Annotated in this window: 7 protein-coding genes; 2 read left to right on the top strand and 5 right to left on the bottom strand. The window is 72.3% G+C overall.

What is annotated here, in order from left to right; genetic code table 11:
- Positions 1–33 precede the first annotated feature (33 nt).
- Positions 34–1,128 carry a cytochrome P450 gene (locus ACWC2B_RS30125; RefSeq protein ID WP_450722089.1) on the bottom strand — a complete coding sequence of 365 codons (1,095 nt, stop codon included), beginning with the start codon at positions 1,126–1,128 and terminating at the stop codon, positions 34–36.
- A 226-nt stretch (positions 1,129–1,354) separates the two neighbouring features.
- Complete coding sequence (locus ACWC2B_RS30120; protein ID WP_450722087.1) at positions 1,355–1,996, bottom strand: FMN-binding negative transcriptional regulator; 642 nt, start codon at positions 1,994–1,996, stop codon at positions 1,355–1,357.
- Between the two features lie 188 nt (positions 1,997–2,184).
- On the opposite strand from ACWC2B_RS30120, the gene ddaH reads away from it, so the two are divergent.
- Positions 2,185–3,015: a dimethylargininase gene (gene ddaH / locus ACWC2B_RS30115; RefSeq protein ID WP_450722085.1), complete on the top strand. Its 831-nt coding sequence runs from the start codon at positions 2,185–2,187 to the stop codon at positions 3,013–3,015.
- 58 nt (positions 3,016–3,073) lie between these two features.
- Here ddaH and ACWC2B_RS30110 read toward each other — a convergent pair whose 3' ends face one another.
- The 3 genes from ACWC2B_RS30110 to ACWC2B_RS30100 form a co-directional block, all read right to left on the bottom strand.
- Positions 3,074–6,055 (bottom strand): amino acid adenylation domain-containing protein, encoded by a 2,982-nt coding sequence (locus tag ACWC2B_RS30110; RefSeq protein ID WP_450722083.1) that lies wholly within the window; start codon positions 6,053–6,055, stop codon positions 3,074–3,076.
- Positions 6,056–6,123: 68 nt separating this feature from the next.
- Complete coding sequence (locus ACWC2B_RS30105) at positions 6,124–6,978, bottom strand: mycofactocin-coupled SDR family oxidoreductase (RefSeq protein ID WP_450722081.1); 855 nt, start codon at positions 6,976–6,978, stop codon at positions 6,124–6,126.
- An 11-nt stretch (positions 6,979–6,989) separates the two neighbouring features.
- Complete coding sequence (locus tag ACWC2B_RS30100; RefSeq protein ID WP_450722079.1) at positions 6,990–7,736, bottom strand: thioesterase II family protein; 747 nt, start codon at positions 7,734–7,736, stop codon at positions 6,990–6,992.
- A 478-nt stretch (positions 7,737–8,214) separates the two neighbouring features.
- On the opposite strand from ACWC2B_RS30100, the gene ACWC2B_RS30095 reads away from it, so the two are divergent.
- The gene (locus ACWC2B_RS30095) at positions 8,215–14,826 is read left to right on the top strand and encodes an amino acid adenylation domain-containing protein (protein ID WP_450722077.1); all 6,612 of its coding nucleotides are present in this window, start codon (positions 8,215–8,217) and stop codon (positions 14,824–14,826) included.
- The last annotated feature ends 3 nt before the right edge of the window (positions 14,827–14,829 follow it).

Raw genomic sequence — 14,829 nt, 5'->3', positions numbered from 1 at the left:
CGTGGTCCGGGTAAGCGGGGTATGGGGGAGCGCTCAGCCGTTCAGTACGGGGAGCCTGGCCACGCCGGTGGCATCCACCACGTGCCCGAACTTCGGCGGGTCGGCGGGGTCCGTACGCAGCTTCGGAAGCCGGTCGAGCAGGATGTCCACCGCGGACCTGGCCTCCAGCCTGGCCAGCCGCCTGCCCATGCAGAAGTGGACGCCCCGGCCGAAGCCGAGGTGCGCGTTGGGGGAGCGCCCGGCGTCGAAGGTGTCGGGGTCGGCGAACTCGCGCTCGTCCCGGTTGGCCGCGCCGCACCACGCCATGACCATCTGGTCCTTGGGGATGAGCTGCCCGGCGACCTCCACATCGGCGGTGGACACGCGCATGACGCCCGCGAGCGGACTGAGGAACCGCAGGGACTCCTCGATCAGGGTCGGCAGGAGGGACCGGTCCTCGCGCACCCGCTCCGCCTGATCGGGGAACTCGGTCAGACACAGCACCGTGTTGCCGATGAGCAGCTCGGTCGTGTGGTGCCCGTTGATCAGCATGCGGTTCGCGATGTTGAACACCGCGCCGTCGGAGAGCTGTTCGCCCTCGAACTCCGCGTGCACGAGATGGCTGAGCAGATCCTCCCTGGGCTGCTTCCTGCGCTCGGCGGCCTGCTCGGCCCAGTAGTCGCGCATCTCCCGCAACAGACCGAACTGGTCGTCCATCGAGGCTTCCTGCTGACGGATCTCCTCGGGCGAGTCCAACTCGCCCGCGTCGTCGAGGAGTCCGTGCATCCACCCCGCGAACAGCTCCCGGTCGGTCTTGGGGACGCCCAGCATGTCGGAGATGACCGCGACCGGCAGCGGGTTGGCGAAGTCGGCCACCACGTCGAACCGGTCCCGGCCCACCAGGCCGTCGATCAGCTCATGGACGATCTCGTTCACCCGGGGCTGGAGATTGGCCACCAGCTTCGGGGTGAAGGCGTAGTCGACCAGGCCCCGCAGCTTCCGGTGCTCCGGCGGGTCCATCTGGGCGAAGTCGCCCTCCTTGACCCACTCCTCGACCTCGACGTTCACGAGCCGCCAGCCGTCGTTCGAGAACAGCTTGGGCTGGGTGAGGACCTCGACCGCCTCCGGATAGCCATAGACCATCCACATTTCTAACTCTTTGTTGTACTCGACAAGCCGCTCCGGCCGCTTTCCGGTCAACCAGAAATGGTCCGGATGTATATCCCACTGATCGACGGACATGGCCACGGAATATATCCCTCCCGGGAGAGCAGAATTCGCTGCCTCAGTGTTCAAGTGCGGCCTTCGGCCTGTCAAGGCTGCACGGGCTGCCAGGGCTGTTCTGGTGGTACGGGCTGTCCTGGCGACGGGACAGTCAGGACAGCCGGCCCATCATCGCGGCCACCTCACGCTGATTGCCCGATGATTGACCGGCGAACGAGCAGCGCACCCGTTCCCTGGCATCGGATTCCTGCTCCTGACTCAGTTTGAACATCCCGTCGGCCTGCGAAACGGCGACGCGGAACGCCCCCACCCCCGGCAGAATCCGACGAAAATAGTCCACCGACTCCGACATGTCCCACCCGGCGCCGAACCGCCCTTCCAGAGCGCGCACGGTGGCCTGCACGGTCTCCAGGGTGTCCTCTTCCGACTCGATCCGGCTCAGCACCCCACGTATATGAACAGCGGTGAAATTCCAGGTCGGAGCGGCAGGAGTGGTCTCGTACACGGCCGGCGACACATAGCCGTGGGGCCCGCGGAACGCCACCACGACGGGGGTGGGCTCGGCGAGCGCGGCCCAGTGCGGATTCGCCCTGTTCATATGCCCCCACAGGGTGATGCCGGGCAGTTCGGGCGGCAGTTCCTTGAGCTGCGGATCGAGAATGACGGGTACATGCGTCGCATACGGAGCGGCGCCACCGTCACCATTACTGGACAGCTGGGCCAGCGGATACCCGCGCACCAGCTCGGCCATCCACGTTGCTTCGGGTTCACGGTACAGGTCGGGAACAAACACGCATGACCCCTTTCCCGGAGTTCTGGGCGTACTCGGTGTTCTCGGCGCGCCGATAATAGATTGCCGGGCATCCTTTGGGCCACCCTTTTTCGGGCGATACGCATTTGCTATGTTCGGCGCTCCGCGGAGTGGCCATAAAACCGCCCGCGCCGCATGCCCAAAAGCGGGCACCGACAAATTGAGGTGTCATGAACGTTCGCAGACAGCGGCCGCGCCGCTACCTGATGTGCCGTCCCAGCCACTTCGACGTCACCTACTCCATCAACCCGTGGATGGACCCCAGCAAACCCGTCGACACCGAGCTGGCGGTCGCCCAGTGGGAGCGGCTCCACTCCCTCTACCGCGAACTCGGCCACCGCGTCGACCTCATCGACCCCGTCCCCGGCCTCCCCGACATGGTGTACGCGGCCAACGGCGCGACCGTCGTGGACGGCAAGGTGCTCGGCGCCCGCTTCCGCAACGCCGAAAGGACCGCCGAAGGCCCCGCGTACCTCGACTGGTTCCGCACCAACGGCTTCACCGACCTGCACGACCCCGAGCACATCAACGAGGGCGAGGGCGACTTCCTCGTCACCGGCAGCTGGGTGCTGGCCGGCCGCGGCTTCCGCAGCACCCCCCAAGGGCACGCCGAGGCACAGGAGTTCTTCGGCCGCCCGGTGATCGGCCTGGAACTGACCGACCCCCGCTACTACCACCTCGACACCGCGCTCGCGGTCCTCGACACCGACGAGGTGATGTACCACCCGCAGGCGTTCTCCCCGGGCAGCCGGGCCGTCCTGGAGCGGCTCTTCCCCGACGCGGCGATCGCCGCACCCCAGGACGCCGCCGCCTTCGGGCTCAACGCGGTCAGCGACGGGCTGCACGTCGTCCTGCCCGAGGCCGCGACGGGCCTCGCCGAACAGCTCCGCGCCCGGGGCTTCGAGCCCGTGGGCATAGACCTGTCCGAGCTGCTCAAGGGCGGCGGCAGCGTGAAGTGCTGCACCCTCGAACTGCGCGAAGAGCCGAGCGAACGCGCCTGATACCGGCCGGAGGCGCCGAGCCCGGGCGCACGGCGCCTCCCGCTTCACCCCTCGCCCTTCATGCCGCCCGTTGCTCCACGAGCCTGATGAACTGGCCCGCCGTCGAGTTGGCGTAGAAGTCGCGCGGCGTCAGCTCGGGCAGCCCGCGCTCCCGCATCTCGGCCAGGACCCGGACCACCAGCAGTGAATTGCCGCCCAGCTCGAAGAAGTTGTCGTCGGCCGTCACCTCGGTCCGCAGACAGTGGCTCCAGATCCCGAGAACCCCGTCGGCGAGCCCACCGGAGCCCGGGCCGGAGCCCGGGCCGGAGCCCGGGCCGGAGCCCGGGCCGGAGCCCGGGCCGGAGACCACCGAGTCCGATGCCGAGGCCGCCCGCTGCCGCATCGCGCGCCCCGCGTCCGGCTCCGGCAGCCGGGCCACATCCGGTTTTCCGTTCACGGTCAGCGGCACCTCCGCTATCCGGGTGAGCGTGGTCGGCGTCATGTAGTCGGGCAGGATCCGCCGGGCGCCGTCGAGGATCCGCCAGGCATCTGCCTCCCGTGCGCCCGCCGCGGGCACGAAGTACGCGTCGATCCTGCTGCTCGCCGGGTCACCGGGCACCGCCTCCCTGACGACGGCCGCGGCCGCGCCGACCCCCGGGTCGTCCAGCAGCACGGAGCGGATCTCGTCCAGCTCGATGCGATGCCCCCGGATCTTGACCTGGCTGTCGAGCCTGCCGAGGTGGTCGAGCGTCCCGTCGGGGTGCAGCCGCCCCCGGTCCCCGCTGCGGTAGAGCCGCTCCCCGGTGGCCTCGTCGGTGACGAACCGCCGTGCCGTCAGCTCCGGTTGGCCGAGATAGCGGTCGGCCACCCCCGCCCCGCCGACGTAGATCTCCCCGGCGGCCCCCGGCGGGAGCACCCGCCCGGCGCCGTCCCGTACGGACACCGACCAGCCGGGCAGGGCCCCGCCCACCGAACGCGAACCCGCCACCACATCCGCAGGGGTGACGGTCCGCGCCGTTACGTGCACGGTTGTCTCGGTGATGCCGAACATGTTCACCACCCGGCACCGCGAGGGCGAGTAGCGGGCGAACCATGGTCCCAACAGCCGTACGTCCAGGGGCTCTCCGCCGAACACCAGCAGCCGCACCGGCATCTCGCCCCGCTCCCGCCGGTCGGTGTTGGCCAGCTGGGCGAAGGCGGACGGGGTCTGGTTGAGGACGGTGACACCGTGCTCCGACAGCAGCCGGTGGAACGCACGGGTGTCCCTGGCCACCCAGTAGGAGACGACGACCAGGCGCCCGCCGGTCAGCAGACAGCCCCAGATCTCCCAGACCGAGAAGTCGAAGGCGCTCGAATGGAAGAGCGTCCACACGTCGTCGGGCCCGAGCCCGAAGTCCCCGGCCGTGGCGTCCAGCAGCGCGGCCACGTTCCGGTGCGGCACGACCACGCCCTTCGGCCGCCCCGTCGACCCCGATGTGTAGATCACGTACGCGTCGTCGTCCGCGCTCCCGGCCTCCCGCGCCTCGTCCTCAGGGGTACGGGAGGCTCCGGCGGCGCTCAGCTCCGCCAGGGGTACGGTGCGGACTCCCGCAATCGTCGGGAAGCCGTCCGGGTCGCCGACGACGAGCGGGAGCGAGGCGCTCTCGCAGATGTAACGCAGCCTGTCCGCCGGGTAGTTGACGTCCATCGGTACATAGGCGCCGCCCGCCTTCAGCACACCGAGCAGGGCGACGACCAGCGAGACGTCACGGTCCAGGCACACCCCGACCCGGCTGCCCCGCACCACCCCCAGCGCGCGCAGCCCCGCCGCGACCCGGTCCGCCCGCTCGTCGAGCTGGCGGTACGTCAATTGCCCGGCCTCGTCCACGAGTGCCACGGCATCCGGGCGCCGCAGGGCCACCTCCCGGAAGAGCTCGTCGATGCGCCGACCGGGCGCGGGACGGACGGCCGCGCTGCCCGCACCGCCCAGGCGCAGGATGCGCTCGGTGTCCTCGGTGCCGACGAACGGCACGGCGGACAGCGGTAGTCGACCGGTTCTCCCGCCCTTCTCCGCGAGGTGCCCGGCGAGCCGCTCCACGCAAGCGCAGAAGAGCTCGACCACGTGCGGCGAGAACGCCCCCTCGTCGAACCAGCACTCCGCCGCGTACGTACCGTCATCGCCCTCGGCCCCGAGCACCGTGAGCGGGAACACCGGCGCCTGGCACGGCAGATAGGAGCGGTCCTCCCGCGCAGCGGAGAGCACGAGCCCGACCGGGGGCAGCGCGTCACCGGCCCCGGACCGTGACGGCGACGGTGACGGCGACACAGCGCCTACGCGGTCCAGGAAGTCCCCGGCCCCCTCGTCCGCCCCGGCGTCCGCGATGCGCAGGACCTCCGTGCGCGGCGACGCGCACCCGGTGTCGAGCCGGCCCACATCGGCCGCCCCCGCACCGCTGTACCTGGCCGTGGTGAGCGCCACCGCGGCCAGCAGCACCCGCCCGGTCATCCCCGGGCCACCGGGCAGGGCCAGCCGACGCGCACTCACCAGCCCCGCACGGCCCGGATCCCCCAGCCCCCAGCCCGCCGAAGCCCACGCGCCGGACGGGGCGGCAGGCTGATCCACCGGGTCGGGAACCGCGGCCCCTGAGCCGTACACCAGCAGATCGGCCACCCCGTCCAGGACCGCCCTGGGCACCCGCCCCCGGTCGGCCACCAGCACCAGGTCCGCCGGCCCGTCCGTGTACCGCAGCAGGACCGCGCGCAGCGGGACCCGCCCGCCGCCCACCGGCCGCAGCGACTCCCGCAGCGCACGCTCCCGCGAGCCCCGCGCCCCGTACTCCCACGGCACGGCGGTCTCCCAGAGCCGCGCCCCCCGCAGCACGGGCCAGCGCCCGGCGGCCCCGGCCAGCCCGCGGCGCAGCTCCTCGCCGTCGCCCGGGTCCGCGATGCGCAGGACCAGGGCGTGCCCGCTCCGGCCCGGCGCCGACAGCGGCCGACCGGACAGCGGCAGGGCGGACAACGGGCGGGCGGGCGGCGGGACTTCGCCGGCCGCGCGGGGTGGTCTGTTGACGGCTGTCGCCATGCTGCGGCCTCCTGCGGGGACGGGACGGTGGGGAGAGAGGTCGGAGGAGTGGTAGGGGGAGGCGGAGCTCACCGGCTGGTGAATCCGCCGTCGACGGTGACCACCGTGCCGGTCACCTGGTGGGAGTCGTCACCGGCCAGCCAGACGGCGGCCCCCGCGATGCTGGACGTTTCGACGAGCGTGTTCATCGGCTGGTCCCGCAGGAAGGCCTCCTCGTGCTCGTCGAGCGGGATGTCGAGCGACTGCGCGATCTCCGCGAGCATCCGGCCCTCCACGAGGGGGTTGTCGCGCACCGAGCCGGGACAGATCGCGTTGACGCGGACGTGGAAGGGCGCGTAGTCGAGCGCCGCGGCCTTCGTCAGCCCGATGAGCCCGTGCTTGGCCGTCACGTACGAGGCGAAGTTGCGGTAGCCGACGAGCCCGGCGGTCGACGAGACGTTGATGATGCTGCCCGCCCGCCGTTCGAGCATCGAAGGCGCCATGGCCTTGATCATCCGCCAGGTGCCGTTGAGGTTGGTGTCCAGCATGAGCAGCCAGTCGTCCTCGCTGATCTCGTGCACGGGCCGGCCCGAAGGCGCCGCGATCCCCGCGTTGTTGACCAGCACGTCGATGGCCCCGAAGCGGTCGACGGCCTCCTCCACCGCATCGCGGGTGCCCTCCGGGTCGCGTACGTCGACCGCGGTGGCGACGACGGAGCTGCCCTGCTCCTCGCAGAGCCGCGCCGTGCACTCCAACTGGTCCCGGCTGCCGAGCGGATACCCGACGCCGTCGACGTCGCGGCCGATGTCGAGCAGCAGCAGATCGGCGCCCTCGCGCGCGAATCTGAGGGCGCACTCCCGGCCCAGCCCACGTGCCGCTCCCGTGATCACGGCGGTCCTGCCCTTGAGTACCATGCCCGCGCTCTCCGTTCGGGGGTCCGTCATCCGGGGATCCGTCATCGTCCGGCGATGGTGCGCAGCAGCTCATCGGGCGAGTCGGCGAGGTACATGTGGCCGCCCGGCAGTTCGGTGTACCGGAAGTCCGCGCTGGTGGTGGTGTGCCACTGCCGGGCGTGCTCGGCCGAGACCAGGGCGTCATCGGCGCCGCGCAGCGCGGTGACCGGCACCCGCAGCGGCTCGTCCCTCGACGGCTTGTAGTTCTCGTGCATGGCCACGTCGGCGCGGAGCACGGGCAGCAGCAGTTCACGCAGGTCGGGATCGTCGAACGCCTCGTGCCGGTAGCCCGCGAACTCCCGTACCCGCTCCAGGAATTCATCGTCGCTGAGCCCGGTCGCCCTGGCGTCGCGGCCGTGCCAGGGGCCCGGCGAGCCGCTGACGTACACATGACTCAGCCCCTCATGGCAAAGCGCGGTCAGCGCGTGCGCCAGCTCATAGCTCAGTACGGCTCCGAGGCTGTGCCCGAACAGCGCGAACCTCCCGGTCCCCGCGGTGAGGTCGACGACGTGGGGCGCGAGCCGGGCGGCCGCCTCGGCCGCGTCGGTGAAGGGCGCCTCAATGAACTGCTCCTCACGGCCCGGCAGTTGCACCGGCAGGATCGTGAGACCCGGCGTCGGCCGCTGCGCCCAGGCGCGATAGAAACCGGCGCCGCTCCCGGCGAAGGGCAGACACACCAGGGACAGGGGCTCCGAAGAGGAGGGCTCCGAAGGGGACGGCTCTGAAGAAGGCGGTTCTGAAGACGGCATGGGCGTTCCTCGTTCTTTCTCGCGAATCGGAATGAGAACGATGGCGAAACGGCCCCCGGCCGGAAAGTCCCGGAAGTGTCAGGGAAGCCGCCGGAAAGTCAAAGGCGTCGGACGCGCGGCCGCTGCTTTGCCCGGAGGCTAACCGAGGCGGTGAATCCCGTGCAATCGGCCATCGCCCGGGCTCGCACGGGCGGCCCCCTGTCCTGTCGACAGGACAGGGGGCGGCTCAGGGCCGACGGGTTCGTGCTTGACCTCGGCAGCTCCCAGGGATGAAGCTGTGGGCGGCCCCGGGGCGGTGCGATGCGCCCCGAGGGAGTCGCATCCAGGAAATCCCGGAGGATTTCCCGAGGATTCACGGTGGCGGTGCGCAACCGCCCTATCCGGCATTGGTGTCGCGGAGCCGCCGCGGACATCAGTGCAATGCGCAGCACAATGCGAACCGATTCTCCGATCCACTTGTTCGGGTGGGGTGATGCACGTGCGTGATCAGGTGGAGCCGTACCGGTCACTGATGGAGTCGGGCGATTCGGCGATGCCGGTCCCCGGCGGGACAATTCCCGCGCTGTTCGCGCTGCGGGCCGCGCAGGCCCCCGAGTCCACCGCGATCGTGTCGGGCGACCGCTCGCTCACCTACCGGGAGCTCGACGTCCGCTCGGACCGGGTGGCGGGGGAGCTGCGGCGGCGCGGCGTGGGCGCCGAGTCGCTCGTCGCGGTGGCCATGCCGAGGTCCACGGAGCTCGCGGTGGCGCTCCTCGGAGTGCTGAAGGCGGGCGCCGCGTATCTGCCGGTCGACCTCGAATACCCGGCCCAGCGGATCGAGTTCATGGTGCGGGACTCCGCGCCCGTCCTGCTGATCGCCGCCGAGGGCACGGCCGGGGACTTGCCCGGCGGCTGCCCCCGGGTCGAGCCGGCGGAGCTTGAGGACCCGGAGTCCCAGGCCCCCGCCCCGGAGCCCGTACTTCCCCCCGAGCAGCTCGCGTATGTCATCTACACCTCGGGCTCGACGGGCACCCCCAAGGGCATCGGCATCACCCACCGGGACGTGATCGGTCTTGCCGGGGACCGGAGTTGGCGCGGCGGCCACGCACGCGTACTGCTGCACTCGCCGCTGTCCTTCGACGCCTCCGTGTACGAGCTGTGGGTACCGCTGCTGGGCGGCGCCCAGGTCGTCGTGGACCCGGCGCCCGACCTCACCCCCGAATCGCTGGCCGCCCTGGTGGAGCGGCACCGGGTCACCGCGGTCTTCCTGACCAGCGCCCTGTTCAGCCTCCTGGCGGAGGAGGACCCGCACTGTCTGGGCGGGCTCCGCGAGGTGTGGACGGGCGGCGAGCGCGTCTCGCCCCAGGCGGTCCGGCGGGCCCAGGAGGCCTGCCCGCACACGGAGTTCACCAATGTGTACGGGCCCACGGAGACGACGGTCTTCGCCGTCGAGCACCGGGCGGCCCGCACTGCGGACGCCGACGCACCCGTCCCCGCCGACATCCCCATCGGGCGGCCCATGGACGGCATGAGCGCCCATGTGCTCGACGACACCCTGCGCCCGGTGGCACCGGGCACACCGGGCGAGCTGTACCTCGCGGGCACCGGGCTCGCGCGCGGCTATCTGAGCCGGTCCGGGGGGACCGCCGAGCGGTTCGTCGCCTGCCCGTTCGGCCCTGAGGGGGAGCGGATGTACCGCACCGGGGACGTGGTGACCACAACCCCCGGGGGCGAGCTGGTCCACCTGGGCCGCGCCGACGCCCAGGTCAAGCTCAGGGGCTTCCGCGTCGAACCGGGCGAGATCGAGGCCGTGCTGCTCTCCCACCCCGGGGTGGGGCAGGCGGTGGTCGTCGTCCACGAAGGCACAGGAGACGCGGGCACCGGCACGGGCCGCAGCCTGGCCGGCTACGTGGTCCCGTCGGCCGATGGCCGCGGCGGCCCCGAGTTCGCGCTCGGCTCCGGGCTGATGACCGGCGAACTGCGGGCGTACGTGGCGGAGCGCCTGCCCCGGTTCATGGTGCCCGCCTCGTTCACGGTCCTGGAGAGGCTGCCGCTGACGCCCAACGGCAAACTCGACCGGGACGCGCTGCCCGCCCCCGAGTTCACCGGCGGCGCCTACCGGGCGCCCCGCACCCCCGAGGAGGAGACCGTCGCCGGGCTCTTCGCCGAGGTGCTCGGCCTGGAGCGGGCCGGTGCCGACGACGACTTCTTCGCCCTGGGCGGCGACAGCATCCAGGCGATCCAGGTGGTGACCAGGGCGCGCGCCCAGCGGGTGACGCTCAGCCCCCGCGAGGTCTTCCGGCTCAGGACCGTGGCCCGGCTGGCCGAGGTCGCGGCCGCGCGCGCCGGGCAGCACCCGGACGCCGGGCCCGGACTCGCCGAGCTGCCGGGCGGCGGCGTCGGCCCGATGCCCCTGATGCCCGTGGCCCGCTGGATCCAGGAGCTCGGCCCCGGCTTCGACCGGCTCTCGCAGGCCGTGGTGCTCGAACTGCCGCGGGACATCGACCGCCCCGGGCTCGCCGCGACCCTGACGGCGGTCATCGACCGGCACGACCTGCTCCGTACGACACTGACACCGGACGGACTGCTCACCGCCCCGCCGGGATCGGTCGACGCGGACGCGCTGATCCGGCGCGTCCCCTGCGACGGCGACTGGGCGGCGGAGGGCTGGCGGAAACTGCTCCTGGCAGAACTCGACGCCGCAGCAGGGCAGTTGGCCCCGGCGGACGGATCGGTGGCTCGGTTCGTCTGGTTCGACCCGAGTGCGGGGAGCGCCCCGAGTGAGGGGAGCGGGCCGGGTGCCGGGAGCGGGCCGGGGCGGCTGCTCGTGATGCTGCACCACCTGGTCGTCGACGGAGTGTCGTGGCGGATCCTCATGCCGGACCTCGCGGCCGCCTGGGACCGTATCAGGGCAGGTCAGCAGCCCGAGCTGCCCGCCGTGGGGACTTCCGTACGCCGCTGGGCCCACGCCCTCGCCGACGAGGCCGCCGCGGGGCGGGCCGCGGAGCTCCCGGTCTGGCGGTCCGTGGTGACGGGCCCCGACCCCCTCATCGGGGCCAGGAGGATCGACCCGGCCGTGGACGTCATGGCCACGGTGCACAAGGCGCGCGTCCTGCTGCCCGTGCCCGTCACCGAGGCCCTGCTGACCGCCGTACCGAAGGCGTTCCACGGCTCGGCGGCCGACGCCCTGCTGGCCGCGCTCGCCCTGGCCGTCGCGGCCTGGCGCCGCGACCGGGGAGTCGACGAACCGTCGACCCTGCTCAGGCTCGAAGGCCACGGCCGCGAGGAGGACGCCGTCCCCGGCGCCGACCTGGCCCGTACTGTCGGCTGGTTCACCAGCGTCTTCCCGGTCCGCCTCGACCTGAGCGGCATCGACATCGACGAGGCACTTGCGGGCGGCCCCGCGGCGGGCACCGTACTCAAGACGGTGAAGGAACAGCTCGCCGCCGTACCGGACAAGGGCATCGGCTACGGCCTGCTGCGCTACCTCAACGACGAGACCGCCACCGCGCTGTGCGACCACCCGCTCGGACAGATCGGGTTCAACTACCTCGGCCGGTTCTCCGCCGCCGACATGCCCGAGGAGCTGCGCGGCCTCGGCTGGACCCAGACCGACGACCTCACCGCCTTCGCCGAACTGGCCGAACTCGACGCCGGACACGACCCGCGCATGCCCGCCCTGTCCGAGGTGGACATCAACGCCATGGTCACGGACACCCCCGAAGGCCCCCGCCTCGGCGCCCTGTTCGGCGCCCCCGCCGGAGTACTGCCCCCCGAGGAGACGCAGCGGCTCGCCGAACTGTGGAGCACCGCGCTCGAAGGGCTCGCCCGGCACGCCACCGCACCGGGCGCGGGCGGGCTGACCCCGTCCGACGTGCCCTTGGTCGAGGTGGGCCAGGGCGAGTTGGAGGAGTGGGAGCGGCGCTACCCCGGCATCGAGGACGTCTGGCCGCTCACCTCGCTCCAGGCCGGACTGCTCTACGAGTCGCAGACCGGACTGCTCCACGCGCCGCAGCCGGACGGCCCGGGGTTCGACGCCTACCAGGTCCAGTACACCCTCCACCTGTCGGGCCCCGTCGACCCGGCCAGACTGCGGGCCGCAGGGCAGGCGCTCATCGACCGGCACGCCGCCCTGCGCGCTGCGTTCGTGCCCGCCGCGTCGGGAGACCTGGTCCAGCTCGTCGTCGCCGACGTCCAACTCCCGTGGCGGGAAGCTGACTTGACCGGCCATGATCCCGCCGACCGGGACGAGGTGTTCGCCCGGCTGCTCGCCGACGACCTGGTGGAGCACTTCGACCCGGCGGCACCGCCCCTGCTGCGGATGACCCTCGCCGCCATGGACCCGGAGCGCTTCGAACTGGTCCTCACCGCGCACCACGTGCTCTTCGACGGCTGGTCGATCCCGCTCCTCGCACAGGACCTGCTGCGGCTGTACGGATCGGCCGGCGACGCCTCGGCCCTGCCCCGGCCCCGCGCCTACCGGGAGTTCCTGGCCTGGCTCGCCGGACAGGACCGCGCCGCGTCGGCCCGGGCGTGGGCGGCGGAGCTCGACGGCTTCGACGAGCCCGCGCTGCTCGCGCCGGCTACGGGAACCCATGCGGGCCACGTCGGCATCGGCCAGACCGAGGTGCCGCTCCCCCCGGATACCGCACGCGCCCTCGCGCGGCGCGCGGCGGAGCTCGGCATCACCCTCAACATCGTCGTCCAGGGCGCGTGGGCGATGCTCGTAGGACAGTTGACGGGCCGTCAGGACGTGGTGTTCGGGGCCACCGTCGCGGGCCGCCCGCCCGCGATCCCCGGCGTGGAGTCGGTGGTCGGCCTCTTCCTCAACACCGTTCCCGTACGGGTGAGATGGGCCGCTGGGGACAGCATCGGCACCGTACTGACCGCACTGCACGAGCGGCAGGGCGGCCTCCTCGACCACCACCACCATCCGCTGCACGAAATCCAGCGAGCCACCGGCACCCCCGCCCTGTTCGACACCTATGTGGCGTTCGAGTCCTTCCCGCTCGACCGGGCCGGGATCACCGAGGCGAGCAACGAGGCGGGCATCGCCTTCACGGGGCTCCGCCCCTTCGCCACCACGCACTACCCGCTGTCCGTGATGGCGCTGCCCGCCGACGGCGGCGCCCCCCTGCGGCTGGTCCTGCAGTACCGGCACAGCGCCTTCGGCCCCGCCGACGTGGAGAGCGTCGCCCGCCGCTTCGCCCGGGTGCTGCGGCACATCGCCACGGACACCGAACGCCCGGCAGGGGCGCTGGACCTGCTGGAGCCCGCCGAACGGGACCGCGTACTGCGGGAGTTCAACAGCACTCCTGATACCGCCACCCCCACGACCGTCCCCGACCTCTTCCACCGCCAGGCGCACCGCACCCCCGACGCCGTGGCCGTCGTCGCGGGCGGCGCAACGCTGACCTACCGCGAACTCGACGAGCGGGCCGACCGCATCGCCCACGCCCTGCGCGAGCACGGCGCGGGCCCCGAGACCCTCGTGGCCCTCGCCCTGCCCAGAACGGCGGAACTGGTCGTCGCCCTGCTCGGCGTGCTCAAGTCCGGCGCCGGATACCTTCCCGTCGACCCGGAATACCCGGGCCGCCGCAAGGAGTTCCTGCTCGCCGACGCCCGCCCGTCGCTGGTTCTCACCGACGCGGCCACCGGACGGAAACTGCCCCCCGTCGACGTACCGCTGCTGCACATCGAAGACCTGACACGTACCACCGGAGAAACGAAACCGGGCCCAGGCCCCAGGCCGGACAACGTGGCCTACGTGATGTACACATCGGGGTCCACCGGCACCGCCAAGGGCGTGGTCATCTCGCACCGCAACATCACCAGCTGCCTGCCGTCCCTGGTGGCAGCCCTGGGCGTCGCGCCCGGCGCGCGCATGCTCGCCGGGGCGTCGGTCAACTTCGACGTATCCGTCTTCGAGATCTTCTCGACCCTGTGTACGGGAGGGGTCGTCGAAGTCGTCAGGGATATCCTGACCCTGGGCGAGCGCGACGGCTGGACCGGCGGCGTCATCAGCACCGTGCCCTCCGCCTTCGCCGAACTCCTCGACCAGGTGCCCGGCCGGATCAGCGCCGAGACCGTGATGCTCGCGGGCGAGGCCCTGCCCACCGCACTGCTGCGGCGCATCCGCGAGGCGATGCCCGGCGTGCGCGTCGTCAACGGCTACGGGCAGAGCGAGACCTTCTACGCCACCACCTACTCCCTCGCCGGGACCGACGAGTGGGAGGGCGACGCGGCGGGAGCCCCCATCGGGGCGCCCCTCGACACCGTCCGGGTGTACGTGCTCGGCACCGGACTCCAGCCCGTGCCGCCCGGTGTGGTGGGCGAACTGTACGTGTCGGGGGCCACCGTCGGCCGCGGCTACCGGGGCCGCCCCGCGCTGACCGCGGGCCGCTTCGTACCCGACCCGTACGGCCCGCCCGGATCCCGGATGTACCGCACCGGGGACCTGGCCCGCTGGAACCCCGGGGGACAGCTGGAGTACGCGGGACGCGGCGACGCCCAGCTGAAGGTACGCGGCGCCCGCGTCGAACCGGCCGAGGTCGAGGCGGCGCTCACCGCGCACCCCGGCGTCGACCGGGCGGCCGTCACGGTCAAGGAGGGCCGGGGCCCGGGCGCGTCAGGGCACTTGGTGGCGTACGTGACCCCCGCGGCAGCTCCCGTAACTCCCTCCGCAACCCCAGACAACCTGCGCACCTTCCTCGCCGATAAGCTCCCCGACTTCATGGTGCCCGCCGCCTTCGTCGTCCTGGACGCGCTCCCGCTGATGCCCAACGGCAAGCTGGACCGCGCCGCACTGCCCGAACCGCAGTTCACCGGCGCCGCCTACCGCGCACCGCGCGACGCCCGCGAAGAGACGCTGTGCCGCCTGTACGCCGAGGCGCTCGGCGCGGACCGGGTCGGCATCGACGACGACTTCTTCGCCCTGGGCGGGCACTCCCTGGTGGCGACCCGGCTGATCAGCCGGATCCGCGCGGAGCTCGGCAGGGACATCCCCGTCAGCACCGTCTTCCAGCGCCCGACCGTCGCCGAACTGGCGCGCGAGCTGGACGCCCCGGCCACCGCCAGCAGGCCCCGCCTACGCCGCATGACCGACCGATGAGGA

Source organism: Streptomyces sp. NPDC001415 (assembly GCF_053597395.1).
Note: the sequence above shows the minus strand (reverse complement) of the source record. Positions and strands in the feature narration are given on the sequence as shown.